At 63.8% G+C, this 24,064-nt stretch carries 19 protein-coding genes; 4 read left to right on the forward strand and 15 right to left on the reverse strand.

Annotated features, from left to right (window positions below; genetic code table 11):
• Positions 1-2: 2 nt before the first annotated feature.
• The 4 genes from AC1L6K_RS13020 to pgl are packed head-to-tail and all read left to right on the forward strand — an operon-like array spanning position 3 to position 4,942.
• A complete protein-coding gene (locus tag AC1L6K_RS13020) occupies positions 3-1,640 on the forward strand; it encodes a glucose-6-phosphate isomerase (protein ID WP_480949287.1) in 1,638 nt (545 codons plus the stop codon).
• A 16-nt stretch (positions 1,641-1,656) separates the two neighbouring features.
• Entirely contained in the window at positions 1,657-3,201 is a 1,545-nt protein-coding gene (gene zwf / locus AC1L6K_RS13025) for a glucose-6-phosphate dehydrogenase (protein ID WP_480949288.1), read from the forward strand.
• Positions 3,198-4,139 carry a glucose-6-phosphate dehydrogenase assembly protein OpcA gene (locus tag AC1L6K_RS13030; protein ID WP_480949289.1) on the forward strand — a complete coding sequence of 314 codons (942 nt, stop codon included), beginning with the start codon at positions 3,198-3,200 and terminating at the stop codon, positions 4,137-4,139. Before zwf ends, AC1L6K_RS13030 begins: the two co-directional genes overlap by 4 nt.
• Positions 4,136-4,942, forward strand: a complete 807-nt coding sequence (gene pgl / locus AC1L6K_RS13035; protein ID WP_480949290.1) for a 6-phosphogluconolactonase — start codon at positions 4,136-4,138, stop codon at positions 4,940-4,942. The genes AC1L6K_RS13030 and pgl overlap by 4 nt, the downstream gene beginning before the upstream one ends.
• 291 nt (positions 4,943-5,233) lie before the next feature.
• Here the strand turns inward: pgl and secG are convergent, their stop codons facing one another.
• From secG to AC1L6K_RS13110, 15 genes are all read right to left on the reverse strand, one after another.
• A complete protein-coding gene (gene secG, locus AC1L6K_RS13040; protein ID WP_480949291.1) occupies positions 5,234-5,488 on the reverse strand; it encodes a preprotein translocase subunit SecG in 255 nt (84 codons plus the stop codon).
• A gap of 167 nt (positions 5,489-5,655) precedes the next feature.
• Positions 5,656-6,471: a triose-phosphate isomerase gene (gene tpiA / locus AC1L6K_RS13045; protein ID WP_480949292.1), complete on the reverse strand. Its 816-nt coding sequence runs from the start codon at positions 6,469-6,471 to the stop codon at positions 5,656-5,658.
• Between the two features lie 146 nt (positions 6,472-6,617).
• Positions 6,618-7,856: a phosphoglycerate kinase gene (locus AC1L6K_RS13050; RefSeq protein ID WP_480949293.1), complete on the reverse strand. Its 1,239-nt coding sequence runs from the start codon at positions 7,854-7,856 to the stop codon at positions 6,618-6,620.
• A gap of 12 nt (positions 7,857-7,868) precedes the next feature.
• Positions 7,869-8,876 (reverse strand): type I glyceraldehyde-3-phosphate dehydrogenase, encoded by a 1,008-nt coding sequence (gene gap, locus AC1L6K_RS13055; RefSeq protein WP_480949294.1) that lies wholly within the window; start codon positions 8,874-8,876, stop codon positions 7,869-7,871.
• A 232-nt stretch (positions 8,877-9,108) separates the two neighbouring features.
• Positions 9,109-9,732: a superoxide dismutase gene (locus AC1L6K_RS13060; RefSeq protein WP_480949295.1), complete on the reverse strand. Its 624-nt coding sequence runs from the start codon at positions 9,730-9,732 to the stop codon at positions 9,109-9,111.
• A gap of 108 nt (positions 9,733-9,840) precedes the next feature.
• Positions 9,841-10,821 carry a DNA-binding protein WhiA gene (gene whiA / locus AC1L6K_RS13065; protein WP_480949296.1) on the reverse strand — a complete coding sequence of 327 codons (981 nt, stop codon included), beginning with the start codon at positions 10,819-10,821 and terminating at the stop codon, positions 9,841-9,843.
• 25 nt (positions 10,822-10,846) lie between these two features.
• Positions 10,847-11,848, reverse strand: coding sequence for a gluconeogenesis factor YvcK family protein (locus AC1L6K_RS13070; protein ID WP_480952771.1), 1,002 nt, complete (start codon positions 11,846-11,848; stop codon positions 10,847-10,849).
• Complete coding sequence (rapZ, locus tag AC1L6K_RS13075; protein ID WP_480949297.1) at positions 11,845-12,768, reverse strand: RNase adapter RapZ; 924 nt, start codon at positions 12,766-12,768, stop codon at positions 11,845-11,847. Before rapZ ends, AC1L6K_RS13070 begins: the two co-directional genes overlap by 4 nt.
• 120 nt (positions 12,769-12,888) lie before the next feature.
• Complete coding sequence (uvrC, locus tag AC1L6K_RS13080) at positions 12,889-14,931, reverse strand: excinuclease ABC subunit UvrC (RefSeq protein WP_480949298.1); 2,043 nt, start codon at positions 14,929-14,931, stop codon at positions 12,889-12,891.
• Positions 14,932-14,986: 55 nt separating this feature from the next.
• Positions 14,987-15,655, reverse strand: coding sequence for a lysophospholipid acyltransferase family protein (locus AC1L6K_RS13085; protein ID WP_480949299.1), 669 nt, complete (start codon positions 15,653-15,655; stop codon positions 14,987-14,989).
• Positions 15,642-16,499, reverse strand: coding sequence for an HAD hydrolase-like protein (locus AC1L6K_RS13090; protein WP_480949300.1), 858 nt, complete (start codon positions 16,497-16,499; stop codon positions 15,642-15,644). The genes AC1L6K_RS13085 and AC1L6K_RS13090 overlap by 14 nt, the downstream gene beginning before the upstream one ends.
• 209 nt (positions 16,500-16,708) lie before the next feature.
• Complete coding sequence (uvrA, locus tag AC1L6K_RS13095; RefSeq protein WP_480949301.1) at positions 16,709-19,594, reverse strand: excinuclease ABC subunit UvrA; 2,886 nt, start codon at positions 19,592-19,594, stop codon at positions 16,709-16,711.
• A 165-nt stretch (positions 19,595-19,759) separates the two neighbouring features.
• Positions 19,760-20,143, reverse strand: coding sequence for a GntR family transcriptional regulator (locus tag AC1L6K_RS13100; protein WP_480949302.1), 384 nt, complete (start codon positions 20,141-20,143; stop codon positions 19,760-19,762).
• On the reverse strand, positions 20,140-22,071 hold the full coding sequence (locus AC1L6K_RS13105) for an ABC transporter ATP-binding protein (protein ID WP_480949303.1): 1,932 nt from the start codon (positions 22,069-22,071) through the stop codon (positions 20,140-20,142). The genes AC1L6K_RS13100 and AC1L6K_RS13105 overlap by 4 nt, the downstream gene beginning before the upstream one ends.
• Entirely contained in the window at positions 22,068-23,822 is a 1,755-nt protein-coding gene (locus tag AC1L6K_RS13110; RefSeq protein ID WP_480949304.1) for an ABC transporter ATP-binding protein, read from the reverse strand. The genes AC1L6K_RS13105 and AC1L6K_RS13110 overlap by 4 nt, the downstream gene beginning before the upstream one ends.
• Positions 23,823-24,064: the final 242 nt, after the last annotated feature.

Raw genomic sequence — 24,064 nt, forward strand, 5'->3', positions numbered from 1 at the left:
CAATGACATCACTGGCATTTGCGGCCACAGGCGCCGCACAAGCGGCCGGCGCCAAACATCTGATGACGCTCGTTGCAGACCAGGTGGCCTCACGGATCTTCGCCAAGGACGCCACCTTGTGGGGTCCCGACGCTGAAGCCGAGTCGGCCATCCGTCTTGGCTGGGTCGAGGCGCCGGAAGTCTCCGCCCCCCTGGTGGATCAGATCACCGCGTTGCGCGATGAACTGCGCGCCGAAGGCGTCAACCACATCGTGCTGTGCGGCATGGGCGGGTCATCATTGGCCCCCGAAGTCATCGCGGCAACGGCAGGCGTTGAGCTGAGCGTCCTTGACTCCACCAGCCCCGACCAGGTCCGTGCCGCCGTCGGCGACAGGCTGGCCACCACGGCAATCGTCGTATCCTCCAAGTCGGGTTCGACGCTGGAAACAGATTCCCAGCGCCGCATCTTCGAGCAGGAGTTCACGGCTGCGGGCATTGATGCCAAGTCGCGCATCATCATCGTCACCGATCCCGGGTCCCCGCTGGACGGCTCGGCCCGCGAGGCCGGCTACCGCAAGGTCTTCAATGCAGACCCGCACGTCGGCGGCCGCTACTCAGGGCTCACAGCCTTTGGCCTGGTCCCGGCAGGCCTGGCCGGCGTCGACATTGGCGCGCTGCTAGAGTCTGCCGAGGAGGCAGCCGAAATGCTGCGCGACGACGACGTTGACAACGTGGGCCTGCGCCTCGGCGCAGCCCTGGGCGGAACCTCGCCGCTGCGCAACAAGGTTGTCATCGTTGACGAGGGTTCGGGCATCGCCGGATTCCCCGCCTGGGCCGAACAGCTCATCGCCGAATCCACAGGCAAGATCGGCACCGGACTGCTCCCGGTTGTGGCTGACCCCACCTCCCCCGAGGTGACGGGCGGTGCCTCCGACGTGTTGGTGGTGCGGCTTGTCTCAGGAGACGCCGACGTCGAGCTTCGCGAGAACGAACTCAGCATCTCCGGCGACCTTGGCGCCCAGATGATGGTGTGGGAATTCGCCACCGCCGTCGCGGGGCGCCTGCTGGGCATCAACCCCTTCGACCAGCCCGACGTGGAGGCTGCAAAGTCAGCAGCCCGCGGCCTGCTGGACACGACGCCGGCAGCCACCCCTGCACTGTTCACCGACGGTGCCGTTGAGGTCCGCACGGCAAACAACGACGCCGGATGGCTGGCCGGGGCGGCAACGCTCGAGCAGGCCATCACAGCCTTGGCAGGCACCCTGCCCGGCGACGGCTACTTGAGCGTCCAGGTCTACCTCGACAGGCTGGCCAACGCCCCGCTGGAGCAGGTCCGGAACGAGTTGGCACAGCTGACCTCACGTCCCGTCACTTTCGGCTGGGGACCCCGGTTCCTCCACTCGACGGGGCAGTTCCACAAGGGCGGCCCGGCCGTCGGTGTGTTCCTGCAGGTCACGGGTGCGGCAGCGGAAGACCTGGCCATCCCTGACCGCCCCTTCAGCTTTGGGGAGCTGATTGCGGCCCAGGCCGCCGGCGATGCCGCTGTGCTGGCCGACCATGGACGTCCTGTACTGCGCCTGCACTTCACTGACGTGGCTGCCGGCGTTGCCCAACTCCAAACTGCGGTGGCCGCACTTGCCGGCCTCCACTTAGACGCATAAGGCTGCCGCCCAACAGATGCCCACCTCTGACACAACACACACTGAAAACCCGCTTCGGGACAACCGCGACCGGCGGCTGTCCCGGGTGGCGGGCCCGTCTTCCCTGGTGCTCTTTGGAGTGACAGGGGATTTGTCGCGCAAGAAACTCATGCCGGCCGTGTACGACCTGGCCAACCGCGGCTTGCTGCCGCCGAGTTTCGCCCTGGTTGGTTTTGGCCGCCGGGCATGGTCCGACGAGGAGTTTGCGGCAGAGGTCAAGGCCTCTGTGCAGGCCCATTGCCGCACCCCCTTTGATGAGTCCGTGTGGCACCAGCTGCGCGAAGGCATCCGGTTTGTCCAGGGCGAGTTTGATGACGACGACGCCTTTGAACGGTTGAAGTCGACGCTTGCCGAGCTTGACGAAACGCGGGGAACACGCGGAAACCACGCGTTTTACCTGTCCATCCCGCCCAAGGCCTTCGAGCAGGTGTGCCGCCAGCTCTCCGGGCACGGCCTGGCGCAGGCCGTGGAAGGGAGCTGGCGCCGGGTTGTCATCGAGAAGCCCTTTGGCCACGACCTCCAGTCGGCCCGGGACCTCAATGACATTGTGGAATCGGTGTTCCCGCCGGATGCTGTCTTTAGGATTGACCACTACCTGGGCAAGGAAACTGTCCAGAACATTTTGGCGCTGCGCTTTGCCAACCAGCTCTTTGAGCCGCTGTGGAACGCCAACTATGTTGATCATGTCCAGATCACCATGGCTGAGGACATTGGCACTGGCGGGCGTGCCGGCTATTACGACGGCGTCGGGGCTGCCCGCGACGTCATCCAGAACCACCTGTTGCAGCTGCTTGCGCTGACGGCCATGGAGGAGCCCATCTCCTTCAACGCCGAACACCTGCGTGCGGAGAAGGAAAAGGTGCTGGCGGCGGTAAAACTGCCCGAGGACCTGTCAACGCACTCCGCACGCGGCCAGTTTTCCGGCGGGTGGCAGGGCGGGGAGCACGTGCTCGGCTACCTGGAGGAGGAAGGCATTCCTGCCGACTCCACCACGGAGACCTTTGCGGCCGTGCGCCTTGACATCCACACCCGCCGCTGGGCAGGGGCGCCGTTCTACCTGCGCGCCGGAAAGCGGCTTGGCCGCCGCGTCACGGAGATCGCGGTGGTTTTCAAGCGTGCACCAAACCTGTTGTTCACTGACCATTCCGACGACGATTTCGGCCAGAACGCCGTCGTCATCCGGGTCCAGCCCGACGAGGGCGTGACCATCAGGTTCGGCTCCAAGGTGCCGGGCACGCAGATGGAAGTCCGCGATGTCACCATGGACTTCGGCTACGGGCACGCCTTCACCGAGTCCAGTCCCGAAGCCTATGAACGGCTGATCCTGGATGTGTTGCTTGGTGAACCGCCGCTGTTCCCGCGCCATGAAGAAGTCGAACTCTCCTGGAAGATCCTTGACCCGTTCGAGGAATTCTGGGCGGCCGAGGGCATCCAGCCCGAAAGCTACAAACCCGGTAGCTGGGGCCCGGCCTCGGCGGATGAGCTTTTGAAGCGCGACGGAAGGACGTGGCGGCGACCATGATTGTCGAACTGCCCAACACAACCACTTCCAAGATCACCAAAGAGATCGTCAAGATGCGCGAGCAGGGCGGCGTCGTCACCCTGGGCCGAGTCTTGACCCTTGTGGTGATCACCCGGAACGGCCTGGAGGAAGAGGCCATCGCGGCTGCCAACCTGGCCAGCCGGGAACACCCGTGCAGGATCATCGTCCTGGCGGCGGGCTCGGACACCGAGGAAACCCGCCTTGACGGCGAGATCAGGGTGGGCGGCGACGCCGGAGCCTCCGAGGTCATCGTGCTGCGGGGCTACGGGGAGTTGGCCGCTGAGAACGAGTCAGTGGTCTCCGCGCTGCTGCTGCCCGATGCCCCGATCGTGGCCTGGTGGCCCAATGGGGCGCCGGAGACACCGAGCCAGTCGCCGGTGGGCCGCATCGCCCACCGGCGCATCACCGACTCCGCCAACGCGGCCGATCCGCGGGAGGCCCTCAGGCACATTGCTGACACCTACGCGGCCGGGGACACCGACCTGGCCTGGACACGCCTGACCAACTGGCGCATCCAGCTTGCGGCAGCGTTGGAGAAGTACGACGGCGGGGACCCCATCACGGGCCTGGAAGTTGAGGGCGCCAGCGACTCGCCCAGCACGCTGTTGCTGGCGTCGTGGCTGCACAGGGCACTTGACGTTCCCATCACAGTCATCGAGGACCCCCGCGGCACCGGCATCCGCACAGTTGTCATTGAGCGTGAAGATGGCACCGTCAAGCTCACCCGCCCGGGTGCCACCGAGGCCATCCTGACCCAGCCCGGCCAGCCCGATCAGCAAATCTCGCTGCCGCGCCGTTCCCTGCAGGACTGCCTCGCGGAGGAATTGCGCCGTCTTGACCCCGATGAAGTATTTGGTGAAGTTGTCACTGAAGGCTTGAAAAAGCTGTTGGCAGAAGAAAAGGTTGTTCAGTCATGAGCTCCAATGTCCGCATCACACCGCACCCGTCCTTTGACGTCCTGGCTGCCACCACGGCCGCCCGGCTCATCACCCGGCTGCTCGACGTCCAAAGCGAACGTGGCGAGGCCACAGTTGTTTTGACCGGGGGCAGCGTCGGCATCGCCACCCTGCGCGAGGTGGCCCAGTCCCCCGCCCGGCTGGCTGTTGACTGGAGCAAGGTCAACTTCTGGTTTGGCGACGACAGGTTCGTTGCCACGGATTCGCCCGACCGCAATGCCGGCCAGGCCGCCGAGGCGTTGCTGAACCACATTCCTGTAGATCCGCAGCGCGTCCACGCCATGGCCGCCTCGGACACGGTTGCCGATCTTGAGGAGTCGGTGGCGTTGTACGCGGCCGAGCTCGCCGCGGCGGCAAGGGAAGAGTGGGAGAACGACGACGATGCCACCGGCGACGAGGCGCCGGCCGTGCCGCGCTTTGACGTACTGCTCCTGGGCCTTGGCCCGGACGCGCACATTGCCTCGCTGTTCCCTGAAATGGCTGGCATTCGCACCCGCGGGGTCCCCGTCGTGGGGGTCAGGAACTCACCCAAGCCTCCGCCGTTGCGCGTTTCATTGACACTGGAAACGATCAACTCGGCACAGGAGATTTGGATTGTGGCAGCCGGCGCCGACAAGGCGGCTGCAGTTGGCCTCGGCCTGGCCGGTGCCAGCGAAGTCCAAGTGCCGGCGTCCGGCGCCCACGGGCTCAACAAGACGATGTGGCTGCTCGATGAGGCCGCCGCCGCGAAGGTCCCCGCGGAGCTGCTGCGCCGCGAACGCTGATCCGCACTGAACGCCGACACGCACCGAACGCTGCCGTCCAGCAGGATTGCCGCAGTTTGACTGAAATGCCATGGTTGCCACCAGGGCGCTTCAGTCGAACTGCGGCTTTTTTCATGCACTCCGGGATTCGGCCCGGAACCGGTTGTTCACCACGGCAGCAGTGGGGTTAATGATCTGGCCGGGACTGGCCGGGCAACGCAATGGTCCCGCCCGGCGTGTGCCGGACGGGACCATTGCGATGCTGTACTTGCTGTGCCTGTTCTTGCCGTCCAGGGAAAAGCGGGGTGGTGATTAACCGCCGACGTTTCCGTAGGACATGATCAGGCCCAGGCCGATGATCACGACTCCCCAGACAAGGCCGAGGACCACCGTGAAGCGGTTGAGGTTGCGTTCTGCCACACCGGAGGAGCCCAGGTTTGAGCTCATGCCGCCACCAAACATGTCCGACAGACCGCCGCCACGGCCCTTGTGCAGCAGGATCAACAGGGTCAGCAGCAAGCTGGTGACACCCAGAAGGATCTGCAGGGCGATTTGAAGTGTTTCCACGAGGGGCCTTTCAGCATGGTGACGATGCGGCTCAATATTGAGCACCAAAGAGTTTGTGCGTGCCGGACAGTTGCTGCCTGATGGCGTTGACAACGTGTCCGCAGTCAAGTCTAGCCGTGTCCACCCGCACATTGCGAATGGACACGGCCAGCGGGAGGGCGTGGAGACTAGTTCGTGACCAGGTGGCTTTCAAAGCGTGCGATGCTGGCGAATTCGCCGGCATCGAGGCTGGCGCCGCCAACGAGTACACCGTCGACGTCGCGCTCTGCCATGATGGCACCAACGTTGTTGGCCTTCACAGAACCGCCGTAAAGCAGGCGCGTCTTGGCAGCGGTTTCGCCGTCAAAGAGTTCGGTCAGCTCGGCGCGGATGGCGGCACACATTTCCTGTGCGTCTCCCGGGCCGGCAACTTCGCCCGTGCCGATGGCCCAAACGGGCTCGTAGGCAATGACGAGTGTGGCTGCCTGCTCGGCGGTCAGGCCGGCTACGCCGCCACGAACCTGCTCCAGGGTGTGCTCAACGTGGGTCCCGGCCTTGCGGATCTCCAGGCCTTCGCCCGCGCACAGGACAGGTGTCACGTCGTTGCGGAACGCTGCCTTGACCTTGGCGTTGAGCAGTTCGTCGTCCTCGCCATGGATACTGCGGCGTTCGCTGTGGCCGACAAGGACGTAGGCGCAGCCTAGCTTGTTCAGGAACGCGCCGGAAATGTCGCCCGTGTAGGCGCCGGAGTCCTGGTCAGACAGGTCCTGGCCGCCGTAGGCGAGCTTGAGCTTGTCACCCTGGACAAGTGTCTGCACGCCGCGGAGGTCGGTGAACGGCGGGAAGACTGCAACTTCCACCCGGCTAAAGTCGTGGCGCGCGTCGGACAGGGTCCATGCGAGCTTTTGCAGCAACGTGATGCCCTGGACGTGGTCCATGTTCATCTTCCAGTTGCCGGCAATCAGCGGCGTCCGGTCAAAATTACCGTTGGTTGAAGTTGTCATCGTCATCTCGATTCTTGCGTAACTTAAATACAACTGGTTTAAATCAGCGCCAAAGAGTCTTTGGCGAAAGTGTGCCTGCTTTTAAACTGTTTCCGTAAAACCATGCGAAAGGTGGCGGCAGGAGTACCTGCCGCCACCCCTTGCATTTAGCGGTCCAGGGCCAAAAGTCCCGGGAGTTCCTTGCCTTCAAGGTACTCAAGGCTTGCGCCGCCGCCTGTTGAGATGTGGCCGAATGAATCGTCGGCAAATCCCAGCGAACGAACTGCAGAGGCAGAATCGCCTCCGCCCACGACAGTGAAACCACCGTTGCCGGTGTTGGTGCTCAGAGCCTGGGCAACGGCCCGGGTGCCTTCGGCAAACGCCGCAAACTCAAACACGCCCATGGGACCGTTCCAGAAGACTGTCTTCGCGCCCGCAATGGCTTGCGCAAATGCAGCACCGGAAACCGGACCAATGTCCAGGCCGAGACCCTTTTCACCAAAGCTGCTGGCCTCGATGGCATCAGCGGCGACAACCTCGTGGGCGGCGTCGGCTGAGAAGCCTGCGGCCACGACGACGTCGGACGGAAGGACAAAGGTTGTCCCGGCCGCTTCCGCACGTGTCAGGTAATCCTTGACAACGGGAATCTGGTCAACTTCCAGCAGCGAGGCGCCAACCTTGTGGCCCTGTGCCGCGAGGAAGGTGAACAGCATGCCGCCGCCAACCAGGATGGAATCAGCCTTGCCGATCAAGTTGTCAATCACCGCCAACTTGTCAGAGACCTTCGATCCGCCCAGAACAACAACGTAGGGCCGTTCCGACTCGGTGGTGAGCTTGCGCAGCACCTCAAGTTCCGTCCGGACCAGATCGCCCTGGTAGGACGGCAGGACCTTGGCAATGTCAAAGACGCTGGCATGCTTGCGGTGGACGGCGCCGAAGGCGTCATCCACGTAAGCGCCGTTGGTGCCCGTCAACGCGGCGAGCTCGGCAGCGAAAGCCGCCCGTTCGCCGTCGTCCTTGGACGTTTCGCGGGCATCAAAGCGCACGTTTTCCAAGACCAGGACCGAGCCGTCAGCCAGGCCGGCAGCGGCGGCTGTTGCTGCCGGACCGGTGGTGTCGGCGGCCAGGGTTGCGTTCAGGTTCGGGGCCAGTTCGGCCAAACGTGCCACGGCCGGGGCCAGGGAGTATTTGGCTTCCGGGGCACCCTTGGGCCGGCCCAGGTGGGCGCTGACCAGAACACGGGCACCGGCGTTGGCCAGGGCCGTGATTACAGGGATTGACGCCTTGATGCGTCCATCGTCACTGACGTTAGAGCCGTCGAGCGGCACGTTCAGGTCACTTCTGACCAGTACGTACCGCCCGCGGACACCTTCATCGATGAGTTCGCTGAGGGTGTGAAGAGTCATTGGCTTTTGGCCTTAGAGCTTGGAAGCTACGAGCTCGGTCAGGTCGACCAGGCGGTTGGAGTAGCCCCACTCGTTGTCGTACCAGGAAACAACCTTGACCTGGTTGCCGATGACCTTGGTCAGGCCAGAGTCAAAGATCGACGACGACGGGTCGCCAACGATGTCCGAGGACACGATCGGGTCTTCGGTGTACGTCAGGTAGCCGGCGAGCTTGCCTTCGGCAGCTGCAGCCTTGTAGGCGGCGTTGACTTCCTCAACGGTGACCTCGCGGCTCACAGTTGCTGTCAGGTCGGTTGCCGAACCCGTGGGGACAGGTACGCGGATGGCGTAACCATCGAGCTTGCCCTTGAGCTCCGGGAGAACCAGGCCGATGGCCTTGGCGGCACCCGTGGAGGTCGGGATCATGTTGATGGCTGCACCGCGTGCACGACGAAGGTCGTTGTGGGGGCCGTCCTGCAGGTTCTGATCGGCAGTGTAGGCGTGGACGGTGGTCATGAGGCCACGCTCCAAGCCGAAGTTGTCGTTCAGGACCTTGGCCAGCGGGCCGAGGCAGTTGGTGGTGCATGATGCGTTGGAGATGATGTGGTGCGCAGCCGGATCGTAGAGGTCGTCGTTGACGCCCAAAACGATGGTGATGTCTTCATCGGAAGCCGGAGCCGAGATAAGGACCTTCTTGGCGCCTGCATCAATGTGCTTCTGGGCGGCGGCAGCCTTGGTGAAGAAGCCGGTTGATTCGATGACGATGTCAACGCCCAGCTCGCCCCAGGGGAGGTTTGCGGGATCGCGCTCAGCCAAGACGGTGATGGTCTTGCCATCAACAACGAGGTGGCCGTCTACAACCTCAACGGAAACGGACAGGCGGCCGTTTACGGAGTCATACTTGAGCAGGTGTGCCAGGGCCTCGGGGCTGGTGAGGTCGTTGACAGCAACAATCTCAATGTCCGCACCCTGAGCCAAAGCTGCGCGGAAGTAGTTGCGGCCGATGCGGCCGAACCCGTTAATACCAATACGAGTAGTCACTTAGTTCTCTCCTTGGTGTCCTTGCGGACACACGTAGTCAGGCTGAAGGTCTGCTTCAACCATTATTTCCCGCACGACGTTGGGCAGAGATTCTTACTTGGCGCGGATCGACAAGAGCGCGCCGTGATCTATATTACGTTCCATGGCGCCCGCCCCGTTAATCAAGCGGAGCGGGCGTCCACATATTGGTCATGCCTGCCGGCGCAAGCCGGCAGCACGGCTTTGGCGCAGCTTACGGCAGGATCAGTGAGCTGGCGTTCTTGCGGGCAGCTTCGAAACGCTTGGACACGTCGGCCCAGTTCACAATGTTCCAGAAAGCCTTGACGTAGTCAGCCTTGACGTTGACGTAGTCGAGGTAGAAGGCGTGCTCCCACATGTCGAGCATGAGCAGCGGTGTGGTGGCAACGGGAATGTTGCCCTGCTGGTCAAAGAGCTGCTCGATGAGGATGTTGCCGCCGAGGCCTTCGTAGGAAAGCAGTGCCCAGCCGGAACCCTGGATGCCCATGGCTGCGGCCGTGAAGTGTGCACGGAACGCGTCAAAGGAACCAAAGGAGTCGTCGATGGCAGCCGCAAGCTCACCTTCAGGCTTGTCGCCGCCTTCAGGGGAAAGGTTGTTCCAGAAAATGGAGTGGTTGGTGTGGCCACCCAGGTTGAATGCCAGGTCCTTGGAGTACTTGGCCACGTTGGCGAAGTTGTTGCTCTCGCGTGCTTCGGCAAGCTGGTCAAGGGCCAGATTCGCACCTGCAACATAAGCCGCGTGGTGCTTGCTGTGATGCAATTCCATGATGCGGGCGGAAATATTGGGCTCCAGGGCAGCATAGTCATAGCTGAGTTCCGGAAGTGTGTACTTGGTCACGGTTCCTCCATTGCGATTCTTCTGTGGGTTTGCCGGCGGTGGATATCCGGCACGGGAAGGCCGTCCTTGCGGGCGGTCTTGCCCCTCTACTCTTTCATACTAGGCTCGTTAGCCGTCGAGCATGTCGAAAGTGACATTGGACTCAGTGCCCGGAATGCCTAAATCCTTGGCTTTTTTGTCAGCCATGGCGAGCAGCCGCCTGATGCGCCCGGCGATTGCGTCCTTTGTCAGGGGCGGATCGGCCAACCGGCCCAGCTCGTCAAGGCTGGCTTGTTTATGCGCAACGCGCAATGCGCCGGCGTACTTGAGGTGGTCCGGGACGTCGTCGCCAAGGATCTCAAGGGCGCGCTCAACCCGGGCACCGGCTGCGACAGCTGCCTGGGCCGAACGGCGCAGATTGGCGTCGTCGAAGTTGGCAAGGCGGTTTGCGGTGGCCCGCACCTCCTTGCGCATGCGGCGTTCCTCCCACACGAGGAAGGTGTCGTGGGCGCCCATGCGGACAAGCAGTGCACCAATGGTGTCCCCGTCGCGGATGACAACCCTGTCGATCCCCCGCACGTCGCGGGCCTTGGCTGAGATGTCCAAACGGCGGGCGGCCCCGACCAGGGCCAGCGCGGCTTCGGGGCCGGGGCAGGTGACCTCCAGGGCTGATGAGCGGCCCGGCTCGGTCAATGACCCGTGGGCCAGGAACGCCCCGCGCCAGACCGCTTCGGCGTCGGCGGTTGAACCGTTCACGACAGCCGACGGCAGGCCGCGCACGGGGCGGCCACGGCCGTCGAGGAGGCCGCTCTGCCGGGCCAGGGCTTCGCCGTCGCGCACCACGCGCACCACGTAGCGGCTGCCACGGCGCAGTCCCCCGCCGGAGACAACGACGATCTCGCTTTGGTGCCCATACATTTCGGCGATTGCTGCGCGCAGCCGCCTGGCGGTGGCGGCCGTGTCGACCTCGGCCTCAATGACAATGCGTCCGGAGATGATGTGCAGTCCCCCGGCAAAGCGCAGCAGCGTCGAGACTTCAGCCTTGCGCACCGAGGACTTCTTGACATCAAGTCGGGACAATTCCTCTTTTACGGCTGCAGTCAGCGCCATGTTTCAGCCTTCACTTTCACGTACGTTAGTGGTCCCCAAAAATATCCCGATATGCAGCTGCCAGCCGCAAAGGATCATGAACGGGGGTGCCGCTGGAACTACCAACCATACCGAACACCACCTCCGCACCGATCATCGCGGCAGCTTCTGTGAATTCGGCAACATCGGCAATTGACTGCGGATCTGCCAGCACAACATCCACTGTGAACTCGGGTGCGTAGCGGGAGATGACGCGGAGGTGGTCTGCGGCACTCATGCCGGTGGCCTCCAGGTCATTTACATCAAGGTTCATGGTGAGCAGCCGCCTGGCCTGGGTGGTGCACAGGGCCTCCCGCATCTCCGGCAGGAGCAGGTGGGGCAGCACCGAGGTGTACCAGGACCCCGGGCCAAGAACGACCCAGTCGGCGCCGTGAATGGCCGCAACCGCCTCAGCACATGCCGGCGCATTTTGGGGCATCAGGCGCACATTCTCAACTTCACCGGCCTTGGCCAGGAGGGACTGGCCCCGGATCAGCGGGCCGGGGGTGCCATTGTTCTTGACCCGCCCCTCAATGGTCAACGGGACGCTGGCCATGGGCAGGACCTCACCCCGTGCACCGAGCAGGGCCCCGGCCCAGCGCAGGCCGGCAACGGTGTCACCGAGCAGTTCCCACAGGGTGACAATGAGCAGGTTGCCCAGCGCATGGTTGTCAAGGGATCCGGCAACACCCTCACGGGAGGTGAAGCGGTGCTGCATGACGTCCCGCCACGTCCGGCCCCAGTCGGTGTCATCGCACAAGGCCGAAAGGGCCATGCGCAGATCGCCCGGGGGCAGCACACCCAGCTCTTCGCGCAGGCGGCCGGAGGAACCGCCGTCGTCGGCAACCGTGACAACAGCCGTGACGTTGCCGGTGAGCAGGCGCAGTGCTGACAGTGATGCGGCAAGGCCGTGGCCGCCACCCAGTGCGGCAACCCGCACGCCGGCCTCGGGGCTCGACAACTTGGAAGCCGTTGGAACGATCGGCAGAATCCCTGTGTACATGCTTATTCCCGGCCCAGGTCGCGGTGCCGGATGCTCGTGGTGACGCGGGGCAGCTGGCTCAGGCGCTTGGCAAGTTCGATGGCCACGGCAACCGAGCGGTGCTTGCCGCCGGTGCAGCCGATGGCGATGGTTGCGTAGTGCTTGTTTTCCCGCCGGTAGCCGTCCAAAACCGGTTCCAGGGCGTGCACGTAGCGGTCCACGAAGTCTGCGGCACCATTGTCGTTGAGCACAAAGTTGCTCACGGCCTCGTCCTGCCCCGTGAGCGGGCGCAGCTGTGGGATCCAGTGCGGGTTGGGGATGAAGCGCACGTCGGCAACGTAGTTCGCGTCAACCGGCAGCCCGTACTTGAAGCCGAAGCTCATGACTGTCAGGCTCAGAACCACGGGGCCTGATTCAGAGAAAAGCTCGGTGACGGCGGTGCCGAGCTGGTGGACATTCATGACGGAGGTGTCAAGGACCATCTCCGCCTGGGACTTCATTTCAGCCAGCAGCACCCGCTCCGAGGCAATGCCGTCGAGAATGCGGCCGTCCTGCTGCAACGGGTGCGGGCGCCTGCCCTGTTCAAAACGACGCACCAGCGTGTCATCGCTCGCGTCGAGGAAGAGCACACGGTAGGCCACGCCCGCGGCCGAGAGGGCATTGAGCGACTCCCGAATGTCGGCGAACAGGGCCTTGCCCCTGACGTCAACAACAACTGCCAGTTTGGGCAGGGCTGCCGGCATGCGTGAGACCAGGTCGGCCAGCATGCCAAGCATCTGCGGGGGAAGGTTTTCAATGACGTACCAGCCATGGTCTTCCAGGGCGTTGGCGGCGGTGCTGCGGCCGGCTCCGGACATGCCGGTGACGACGAGGAGCTCTGGTTGGACCGGTTTGATCGGGGTCAACGGCCCGGCGCCGGAGGTGGTGATGTCCTGTTGTTCGGTCATTGCTGTTCCCTGTCGGTTGTTGGCTTGGTCACGGGGGTGGTCTTGACCCCCACCACGTCTACCCTCTAAGCCTAGCGGCCGCGGGGCCCCGTGCGCGCGAAGCGCGTATCGGGGAGGGTGCTAGTCAAGAACTTCGCCTGTGGTCATGTTCACTGCCGGTGCGGATTCCGTTCCGGTGGCATCACCGGCATGGACGACGTCGTAAATCGCCTGGGCAAGGACGGGACCGACACCCTTGGCCGCCACGAGGTCCTCGACAGTTGCAGCGCGCACCTTTTTCAGCGAGCCAAAGTGTGCCAGCAACGCCTTTTGCTTGGCCGCGCCCATTCCTGGCACCTGATCCAGCACCGAAGCCGTCATGGCCTTGCCGCGTTTGGCCCGGTGGAAGGTGATGGCAAATCTGTGGGCTTCATCGCGGATGCGCTGCAGCAGGTACAGGCCTTCCGAGGAGCGCGGGAGGATCACGGGGAAATCGCTGTCCGGCACCCACACTTCCTCGAGCCGTTTGGCCAGGCCCACCACAGCCACGTCGACGATGCCCAGGTCGGCAAGCGCCCGGGAGGCGGCGTTGACCTGGGGTATGCCGCCGTCGACCACCACGAGGTTGGGCGGGTAGGCAAACTTGGACTTTGGCAGTTCGCCCTGTTCGTCCACACCCGCCGGCACAACTTCTGCGCGGACGCTGCCATCCGGACCACCGGCGCCGGCTGGAGGGTGCGCCGTGATTTCGCCACTCGCGGACACGGACTGTGCCCTGGTTTCCTTTTCGGACAGATAATTGCGGAACCGCCGGGTGATGACGTCGTACATGGAGGCCGTGTCATCGATGGCCGCTTCGCCAGTGATGGCAAACTTCCTGTACTCGCTCTTTTTGGCCAGCCCATCCTCCACGACGACCATGGAGGCCACGACGTTGGTGCCCTGGACATGGGAGATGTCGTAGCACTCAATGCGCAGCAGGGGCATGGGCAGGTCGAGTGCCTCCTGGAGCTCCTGCAGTGCCAGTGACCTGGTTGTCAGGTCGCCTGCGCGGCGTGACTTGTGCAGGATCATGGACTGCCGGGCGTTCGTCTGGACGGTGTCCATCAGTGCCGCCTTTTCGCCGCGTTGGGGCACCTTGATGGAGACGGGCCCCTGGCGTAGTTTGCCGAGCCACTGGGTCAGGTCCGCATGGTTGGTGGGCAGCTCGGGTAGCAGAATTTGGCGGGGTATGGCGTCCTGTTGCTGTTCCTCGGCACCGTAGACCTGTTGCATCAGGTGTTCCCACAGCTCGGCGTCGGAGGCGTCCTCAACCTTTTCAACAACCCAGCCCCGCTGGCCCCGGATGCGTCCGCCTCGGACGTGAAACACCTGCACCGCTGCTTCCAGGTCATCTTGTTCCACGGCGAAGATGTCGGCGTTGGTGTCTTCCGTCAGGACCACGGAGTTGCGTTCAAAAACCTTGCGCAGCGCGATGATGTCGTCCCGAACCCTGGCGGCCTGCTCATAGTCGAGTTCCGCGACGGCGTCGGCCATCCGCTTTTCCAGCGTGCTGATGAAGCGCTTGGCCTCGCCGCCCATGAAGTCGCAAAAATCCTGGGCAAGGGCCTTGTGTTCCTCGACGCTGACACGTCCCACGCACGGGGCAGCACACTTGTCGATGTAGCCAAGCAGGCAGGGACGGCCGCTGCGTTCGGCGCGCCGCAGCACGCCCACGCTGCAGCTCCGCACGGGAAACACCCGCAGCAAGGTGTCCATGGTTTCCCGGATCGCGCCGGCCGTGTACGGCCCAAAGTACTTGGTCCCCTTGCGCCGCTCCCCCCGCATGACCTGCACCCGCGGGAACTTCTCGCTCATGGAGACGGCAAGGTACGGGTAACTTTTATCGTCCCTGAAGGCGAGGTTGTACCGGGGCGCGAATTCCTTGATCCACGTGTATTCCAGCTGCAGTGCCTCAAGCTCGCTGCCGACAATCGTCCACTGCACACTCGCCGCGTGGTGGACCATCGCGTGGGTTTTAGGCAGCAGTGTTGCGGGGTTGGCGAAATATGAGTTCAGGCGGGAGCGGAGATTCTTCGCCTTGCCCACATAGATGATGCGCCCATGTTCGTCACGGAAGCGGTAAACGCCCGGGTCCGTGGGAATTTCACCCGGCTTGGGCCGGTAACTTGCTGGATCTGCCACTATTCCATTCTAGGCTCGGCCCGCAGGTGCGGAGGACGGTGCTCGCAGGCGGGGACTATTCGATGCTGGGGCTTTGGTTGTATTTGCTGCTGCGTTCCTGACCCGTCAGTTCGGCGATCGCATCCATGATCGTGTCGGTGGCGTGCCGCCTGGCCGGGAGCGAATGGTCAGGTCCGGTCTTGTCAAAGTACAGCGGCTTGCCAAAACGCATGGTGAAGTTTGCCGGTGTGAATGTTTTCTTGCCGGCAGGCTGCAGCTTTTCGGTGCCGATCATGCCGACGGGGACCACGGGCGCCCCTGTCGTGAGGGCCAGCCAGCCAACACCGGTCCGTCCCCGGTAGAGAATGCCGTCGCGGGAACGGGTGCCTTCAGGGTAAATGCCGACGGCCTCGCCGCGGCCCAGGATTTCAAGCAGCGTCTTCAGCGCCTGCACACTGGCTGCCTGTTCACCCCGCTCCACAGGAATCGAATGCACCGACTCGAAAAACGTTTTCATCAGCTTGCCCTTGACGCCCTTGCCGGTGAAATACTCCGCCTTGGCAAAGAACGAAACGGGCCGGGGTGTCAGCGCCTGCACAATCACCGAGTCAAAGAACGACAGGTGGTTGGGCGCCACGATGAACGGCCCGTCCGTCGGAACGTTCTCGAGGCCCTCTACGGTGGGCCTGCACAGGGCGCCGATGGTGCCGCGGGTGAGCACCCGGGTCAGGTCATAGAGCGCCACGGGCTGCCTCTCCGGGCTCGCCAGTAAGGCGTGCGTGGACAGCTGTTGCCATGGCGGATGCCTGGGGGCCGGCCGCTCCGTCAGTTTTGGCCAGTTCGGCGGCAAGCTCGCCGGCTGTATGCACGACGGCGGCAACTCCCGCCGCCGCCAACTCGCCTTCAGCGGCGAATCCCCAGGAGACCCCGATGCAGCCGAGGCCGTTGCTGCGGGCGCCGAGGACGTCCTGGTGCCGGTCCCCCACCATGATGGCGCCCAAAGGTGCGGGTGCGTCGCCGGCAGGGGCTGCGGCAGTGGTGGCTGGAGCCCCGCTGGAAAGTGATGCCAGGGCGGACAGTGCGGCGGCGATGATTTCGGCCTTGCCCGGGCGGTAGCCGGGGTCGCCGGGCATGAGTGTCTCGTCGGCGTGGGAGCCGCGGATCACCTGGAACAGCTCGGCCAGGCCGTGGTGGGCCAGCAGCTTCTTGGCCAGCGGCTCGGGCTTTTGCGTCGCCACGGCCAGCGGGACGCCGTCGGACTTGAGCTGCACAAGCAGCTCTCTGACGCCCGGATAGACAACTGACATCGCCATGCCCTGCTCGCCGTACCACTGCCTGTAGGCTGCGATGACGCCGTCCACCTTGGCCGGCGGAACGCCGATAATGCTGACCAGCCCGTCGGCGAGCTTCGGGCCGATCATGGCGTTGAGGACCTCGTCGGCGGGGATGGGCAACCCCATTGCGCCCAAGGCATGTTCAATGCCGCCGGTGATGCCGCCTGCCGGGTCAACAAGAGTCCCGTCCAGGTCGAAGAGGACAGCGGTACGGGGACCGTCGGAAATGAGGGCAGGGGCAGTAGTCACGTCCATAGTTTCTCACGGCCTGCCCCAACCCCCACTCATCCATGCTGCGAGAGGCATATTTCCGCACCCTGGCAGGGTGCTGCCACCCTGCATCCCAGTCCCGGATCCAGTTTGCTGTTGTTGGCCGGGAGGTCGCTTTCCGGGGCGTTTTTCGTCCAACAACTGCACACTGGATCTTGGGGAGGGGCGCTGGAGGCTTTAGCGGGGGGGGGCTGTCACGGGGCCAGCACCTCACGCAGGAAGTCGGCCGTGTAGCTCTCGCCGCTCTTGGCGACCTTTTCCGGGGTGCCGGTGGCGATCACGCGGCCGCCGCCGGTGCCGCCGTCCGGGCCCAGGTCAACAACCCAGTCGGCGCTCTTGATCACGTCGAGGTTGTGTTCAATCACGATGACGGTGTTGCCCTTCTCGACAAGCCCCTGAAGCACGAGCAGCAGCTTGCGGATGTCCTCAAAGTGCAGGCCGGTGGTCGGCTCGTCGAGCACGTAGATGCTGCGGCCGTTGGAACGCTTCTGCAGTTCGGCGGCAAGCTTCACGCGCTGCGCCTCGCCGCCTGAAAGCGTCGTTGAGGCCTGCCCCAGCCTGACGTAGCCAAGTCCGACGTCGACCAGCGTGCGCAGGTGCCGGGCAATCGGCGTGAAGGCGGCGAAGAAGTCGGCACCTTCCTCGATGGGCATGTTCAGGACGTCGGCAATGGACTTCCCCTTGTAGTGCACCTCAAGGGTTTCGCGGTTGTAGCGGGCGCCGTGGCACACCTCGCAGGGCACGTACACGTCAGGCAGGAAGTTCATCTCGATCTTCAGTGTGCCGTCGCCTGTGCACGCCTCGCAGCGCCCGCCCTTGACGTTGAAGGAGAAGCGGCCCGGCTGGTAGCCGCGCATCTTCGACTCATTCGTCTCCGCGAAGAGCTTGCGGATGTTGTCAAAGACGCCCGTGTACGTGGCCGGGTTGGAGCGCGGAGTGCGGCCGATCGGGCTCTGGTCAACGTGGACCACCTTGTCGAGGTGCTCCAGGCCGTCAACGCGCAGGTGGCGCCCGGCGACCTGCTTGGCCCCGTTGAGCTTGTTGGCGAGAACCTTGTACAGGATCTCGTTGACAAGTGTCGACTTGCCGGAGCCGCTGACACCGGTGACGGCTGTCAGGACCCCCAACGGGAACTTCACATCAATGTTGAGCAGGTTGTTTTCCCTGGCCCCGACGACGACGAGCTCACGCTTTTTGTCGTACTTGCGGCGCTTGGCGGGCAGGGCGATGCTCTTGCGGCCCGACAGGTAGTCGCCGGTCAGCGAGCGGGTGTTGGCCAGCAGCCCGGGCAGGGAGCCTGAGTGCACGACTTCGCCGCCATGCTCACCGGCACCGGGGCCGATGTCAACGATCCAGTCGGCTTCCTTGATGGTGTCCTCGTCGTGCTCAACCACTATCAAGGTGTTGCCCAGGTCGCGCAGCCGGGTCAGCGTCCCGATCAGGCGGCGGTTGTCGCGCTGGTGCAGGCCGATGGACGGCTCGTCCAGGACGTACAGCACGCCCACCAGGCCCGAACCAATCTGGGTTGCCAGGCGGATGCGCTGGGCCTCGCCGCCCGAGAGCGTGGCCGAGGCCCGCTCAAGGTTGAGGTATTCCAGGCCGACGTCCAAAAGGAACTTCAACCTCGCCTGGATCTCCTTCAGGACCTGGCTGGCGATCTGGGCCTCGCGGCCGGTCAGCACCAGGTTGGAGAGAAACTCAAAGCAGTCGCGCATTGACAGCGCACAGACCTCGGCAATGGATTTGCCGTTGATCAGCACCGACAGTGATGCCGGGTTCAGGCGTGCACCGCCGCAGGCGGGGCAGGGAATCTGGCGCATGTACTCTTCGTACCGGTCACGGGCCGAGTCCGACTCGGTTTCCATGTGCTTGCGCTGGATGTACTGGACGGCACCCTCAAAACCGGTGCTGTATTTGCGTTCGCGGCCAAAGCGGTTCTTGTACTGCACCACGACCTTGTGGTCCTTGCCGTACAGGATGGCCGTTCGGGCGTCGGTGTCCAGCTTGTTCCACGGGGTTTCCAGCCTGAAGTCCAGGTCCGCGGAAAGCCCCTCCAGCAGCCTGTTCCAGTACTCCGTGGTCGCCGTGCCCAGCGACCACGGGGCAATGGCGCCCTCACGCAGGGACAGGAACGGGTTGGGGACGACGAGCTCCTCGTCTACCTCAAGTTTGCTGCCGATGCCGCTGCAAGCGGTGCAGGCGCCGAACGGGTTGTTGAAGGAAAATGACCTCGGCTCGATCTCGTCGATGGCCAGCGGGTGCTCGTTGGGGCAGGCGAGGTTCTCCGAGAAGGAACGGATGCGGCCCGGATCGTCGGTCTCCAGGTCAACCAATTCGGCCAGGATGCGGCCGTCGGCCAGGCCCAGCGCGGTTTCCACCGAGTCGGTGAGGCGCTGCTGGATGCCGTCCTTGACCACGAGGCGGTCAACAACAACCTCGATCGTGTGCTTGAACGTCTTCTTCAGCTTGGGCGGATCCGACAGCTGGACCTGTTCGCCGTCGACCTTGGCGCGGGAGTAGCCCTTGGCCGTGAGTTCCTTGAACAGCTCGACAAATTCGCCCTTGCGGTCCCGCACCACGGGTGCCAGGACCTGGAAGCGGGTGCCTTCCGGCATTTCCAGCAGCTGGTCAACGATCTGCTGCGGCGTCTGCTTGGCGATGGGCTCCCCGCACACGGGACAGTGCGGCGTGCCCACGCGCGCCCACAGCAGGCGCATGTAGTCGTAAATTTCGGTGATGGTGCCCACGGTTGAGCGCGGGTTCTTCGACGTCGACTTTTGGTCGATGGACACCGCCGGCGACAGGCCCTCGATGAAGTCAACATCGGGCTTGTCGACCTGGCCAAGGAACTGCCGGGCATAGGCCGACAGAGACTCGACGTAGCGGCGCTGGCCCTCGGCAAAGATGGTGTCGAAGGCCAAGGAGGACTTGCCCGAGCCCGACAGGCCGGTGAACACAATCATGGCGTCGCGGGGCAGGTCAAGATCGACGTTGCGCAAGTTGTGCTCGCGGGCGCCCTTGACAACCAGCCGCGACAGATCGGGGCGTTGGACAATTTCAGGGGTTACAGACTGGGCCATTGTTTCCTTCACATCACTGGCTGCCACACCGCCGGCGGATCATCAATGGCCGTCCGCGGCGTGGCACTGGCACGGCCGCAAGTCCGCCGTGCGTTGCATTCATTCGCTAGTATAATCGAAAGTTCGTTCGAACGTGTGCCCTAAGGGTGCTGACTGTGGATGGCGTCAATTACGTTCAAGGGCTGCCGTGACAATGCGCAGGGCCTGCGTCTGGGGCACACCAAGTTCACGCACGACGGCGGCGAAGGAGTCCGCCGCGGCGGCCACCTGGGCGGCAATCTTGTCCCCTCCCGAGGCGATGGCCGTGCCGCTGCGGCCGGCGGTCACCACGATGCCGGCCTGTTCAAGTTCGCGGTAGGCCCGGGCCACTGTATTTGCGGCCACGCCGAGGTCTGTTGCCAGCGCCCGGACCGAGGGCAGCTTGGTGCCAACAGCCAGTTCACCGGACGAGGCCAGATCCAGCACCCGCAACCTGACCTGTTCGAAAGGCGGCACCGTCGACTCCGTATCGAGATGCCAGCGGCGCATCAATATATCCATGGCATTCATGCCTGACCCACCTCTTCCACCATCGGATCCCCGAATTGGCTCATGTACAGATCGTAGTAGAAACCTTGGCGGGCCAACAGCTCAGCGTGGCTGCCTTGTTCAATGATCCGGCCGTGGTTCATGACGAGGATCAAGTCCGCGTCCCGGATGGTTGAGAGCCTGTGGGCAATGACAAAGCTAGTCCGGTTGGCTCGCAGCCTGTTCATGGCCTGCCGGATCATCACCTCCGTGCGTGTGTCCACCGAGCTGGTGGCTTCATCCAGGATCAAGATGCCCGGGTTTGCGATCCAGGCCCTGGCAATGGTCATGAGCTGGCGCTGCCCCTGGCTCAGCCCGCCGCCGTCGTCAGTCAGGACGGTGTCATAGCCGTCAGGGAGCGAACGCACAAAGTGGTCGACATGCGTGGCTTCGGCGGCCTCGACGATGTCTGCCTCGCTGGCCCCCAGCCGGCCATAGGCCAGGTTGTCCCTGATTGTGCCCCCGAAGAGCCAGGCATCCTGGAGGACCATGCCGAATTGGCTGCGCAGGTCTTCGCGGGTCAGGTGCGCGGTGTTGACGCCATCCACGGTGATGGTGCCGGAGTCAATCTCGTAGAACCGCATGAGCAGGTTCACCAGCGTCGTCTTGCCCGCACCCGTGGGGCCCACGATGGCGACCGTTTCGCCGGGCTCCGCCACAAGTGACAAGTCCTTGATCAGGGGCTCCCCGGGACTGTAGCCAAAGTTGACGTGGTCAAACACGACCCGTCCGGCTGGTTCCCCGAGCCGGGCGGCAGGGCTGTGGTCAGGGGTTTGCTCCCGGGCATCCAGGAGCTCAAAGACGCGCTCGGCCGATGCCACGCCGGACTGCAGCAGGTTGATCATGCCGGCCAGCTGGGCCATGGGCTGGCTGAACTGGCGGGAATACTGGATGAACGCCTGGACGCTGCCAATCGTCAGGGCACCCTGGGCCACCTGGATGCCGCCCAGCACCGCAACCACCACATAGTTGAGGTTGGCGACAAAGTTGGTGCCTGGCATGATGATGCCGGAGATGAACTGCGCCTTGGCGCTTGATTCGTACAGGTAGTCATTGGACTCCCTGAACTTTTCAATGGCTGCGTCCTGTTGGCCGAAGGCCTTGACGATCTCATGTCCCGTGAACATCTCCTCCACGTGCCCGTTCAGGTCCCCGGTGCTCTTCCACTGGGCCGCGAACTGCACCTGCGAACGCTTGGCCACCAAAACCGTCATCACGGCAATGATGGGCACCGCGAGCAGGGAGATGCCGGCCAGGATCGGGGAAATGGAAAACATCATGGCCAGCACGCCGCACACGGTGAGCACGGCGATCAGGATCTGCGTCAGCGTTTGGTTCAGTGTTTGGGAGAAGTTGTCGATGTCATTGGTGACCCGGGACAGGACGTCGCCACGGGATTCCTGCTGGAAGTGCGACATGGGCAGGCGGTTCAGTTTTTCCTCAATGTCCCGGCGCAGCCTGTACATGGCCCGCTGGACAATGCCGGTGGTGATGTACCCCTGGGACCAGTTGAAGAAGAATGCGGCCACGTACAGGCACAACACGATGGTCAGCACGGCACCGAGCGCCTGGAAGTCAAGACCCTGGCCCGGGACCACGTTCATGGCCGAGAGCATGTCGGCCAGCTGGCCCTGGCCGTCGGCGCGCAGTGCCGCCACGGCCTGGTCCTTCGTGGTGCCGGCCGGGAACTGTGCAAGCATTTTGCCCACGACGCCGTCAAAAATGATGTCTGTCGCCCGGCCAAGGACCTTGGGGGCCACGACGGACAGGCCCACGGAGACGGCTGCCATGACAACGACGGCGGCCATGCGCATCTTGTCGGGGGCCATGAGGCGCAGGATCCGTTTGAGGCTGGGGCCGAAGGACAACGCTTTTTGTGGCGGGCCGCCGCGCCCTCTCATCATGCTCATGCGGGGCTCCCCTGGCCTTCGGTGGCGTCCTCTGTGTTCAGTTGGGACGTGACGATCTCCTGGTAGGTCGGGCATGTTTCCAGCAGTTGTTCGTGCGTGCCCTGGCCCACCAGGCGCCCTTCGTCCAGCACCAGGATGTTGTCTGCGTCCTTGATGGTGCTCACGCGCTGGGCGACGACAAGGACGGCTGCGTCGCGGGTGACGGGTTTCAGGGCCGCCCGCAGTTTTGCATCGGTGGCGTAGTCGAGGGCGGAGAAACTGTCATCAAACAAGTACACCGACGGCCGGGCCGCAATGGCGCGGGCTATGCACAGGCGTTGGCGTTGTCCGCCGGAGACGTTCGAGCCGCCTTGTTCGATGGGGGCTTCCAGGCCCTGCGGCATTTCACGCACAAAGTCTGCAGCCTGTGCCGTTTCCAGGGCGTCCCACACCTGTTCATCGCTTGCCTCGGGGTTGCCCATGCGGACATTGCTGGCCACGGTGCCCGTGAACAGGTAAGCCCTTTGCGGCACCAGCCCAATGGAGCCGCGCAAGGTGGCCAGCGTGACTTCCTTGATGTTGTGTCCGCCCAGCTCGATGGCCCCCTCCGTGCTGTCCAGGAGCCTGGGGATGAGGTTCACCAGCGTGGACTTGCCGCTGCCGGTAGAGCCGATGACCGCCGTCGTGGTTCCCGGGCCTGCACTGAAGCTGACGCCGGACAGGACGGGATCCTGGGCGCCCGGGTAGCTGAAGGCGGCGTTGTCGACGCGGAGCCGCCCGCCGAGCCTGTCGAGGGAAAGCGCCCCGGGGGCGTCAACCACGCTGGCCTCGGTGTCCAGGACTTCGGTGATGCGTTCGGCGCTGACGGCAGCACGCGGGATCATCATGAACATGAACATGGCCATCATGACCGACATGAGGATTTGCATGATGTAGCTCAGGAAGGCCGTCAGGGCGCCAATCTGCATCTGCCCGGCGTCGATGCGCTGGCCGCCAAACCACAGCACGCCCACGCTCGTCACGTTGACCACGAAGAAGATGGTGGGGAACATGAGTGACAGGAGCCGGCCGGCCCGCAGTTGGGAGCCGGTCAGCGCGCCGTTGGCGGTGGCGAAGCGGTCGGCCTCATAGTCCTTGCGGCCGAAGGCCCGGATGACGCTGATGCCTGTGATTTGTTCACGCAGCACGCCGTTGATGTCGTCCAGCTGCTTTTGCACCTTGCGGAACGTGGGGACCAGAACCCTGACAATGAGGCCGATGGCGACGATCAGCACGGGCAGGATCACCAGCAGCAGGCCCGAGAGGGGGACATCCTGGGCCATGGCCAGGATGATCCCGCCAACGCACATGATGGGTGCCATGACCATCATCGTGAACGACATCAAGGTGAGCATCTGCACCTGTTGGACGTCATTGGTGGTGCGGGTGATCAGGGAGGGCGCGCCAATGATGCCCACTTCCTGGGAGGAAAATGTTTCCACCTTGTTGAAAAGGTCGCGGCGGATCTGTCGGCCCACGCCCATGGCCAGCCGGGCGCTGAGGTAGGTTGCCGCGATGGCGCACACCACCTGGCCGGCCGTGATCAGCAGCATCCACAGGCCCAGGTTCATGATGACGTCAATTTGGCCCTTGACCACGCCGTCGTCAATGATGTCGGCGTTGAGCGTGGGAAGGTAAAGCGTCCCAAGGGTGGAGAGAAGCTGCAGCACCACAATGGCCAGCAGCGGGCCCTTGTGCGGCGCCAGATTTCGTGCGATTAGTTGGAACAGCACAAATCCTCCTGTAGGTGCCGCCGGACGTGTAGTTCTGTCAGCTATCAACGTACTCCTGACCTGCCTGCATTGTCAGTGAAGTTCGTCCTGTGGATTTTGCGCGCCGCCGGTCGCCGCCTGTCCCCCACGTTCCATGGTCCGCGATTAAGCGCCTGGGCCGCCTTTCAGCTGTTGCCACCCAGCCACGGACCACGATTAAGCGCATGGGCCGCGTTTCAGCTGTTGCCCAACCGCTGATTCGC

Source organism: Specibacter sp. BI4, from assembly GCF_056680095.1.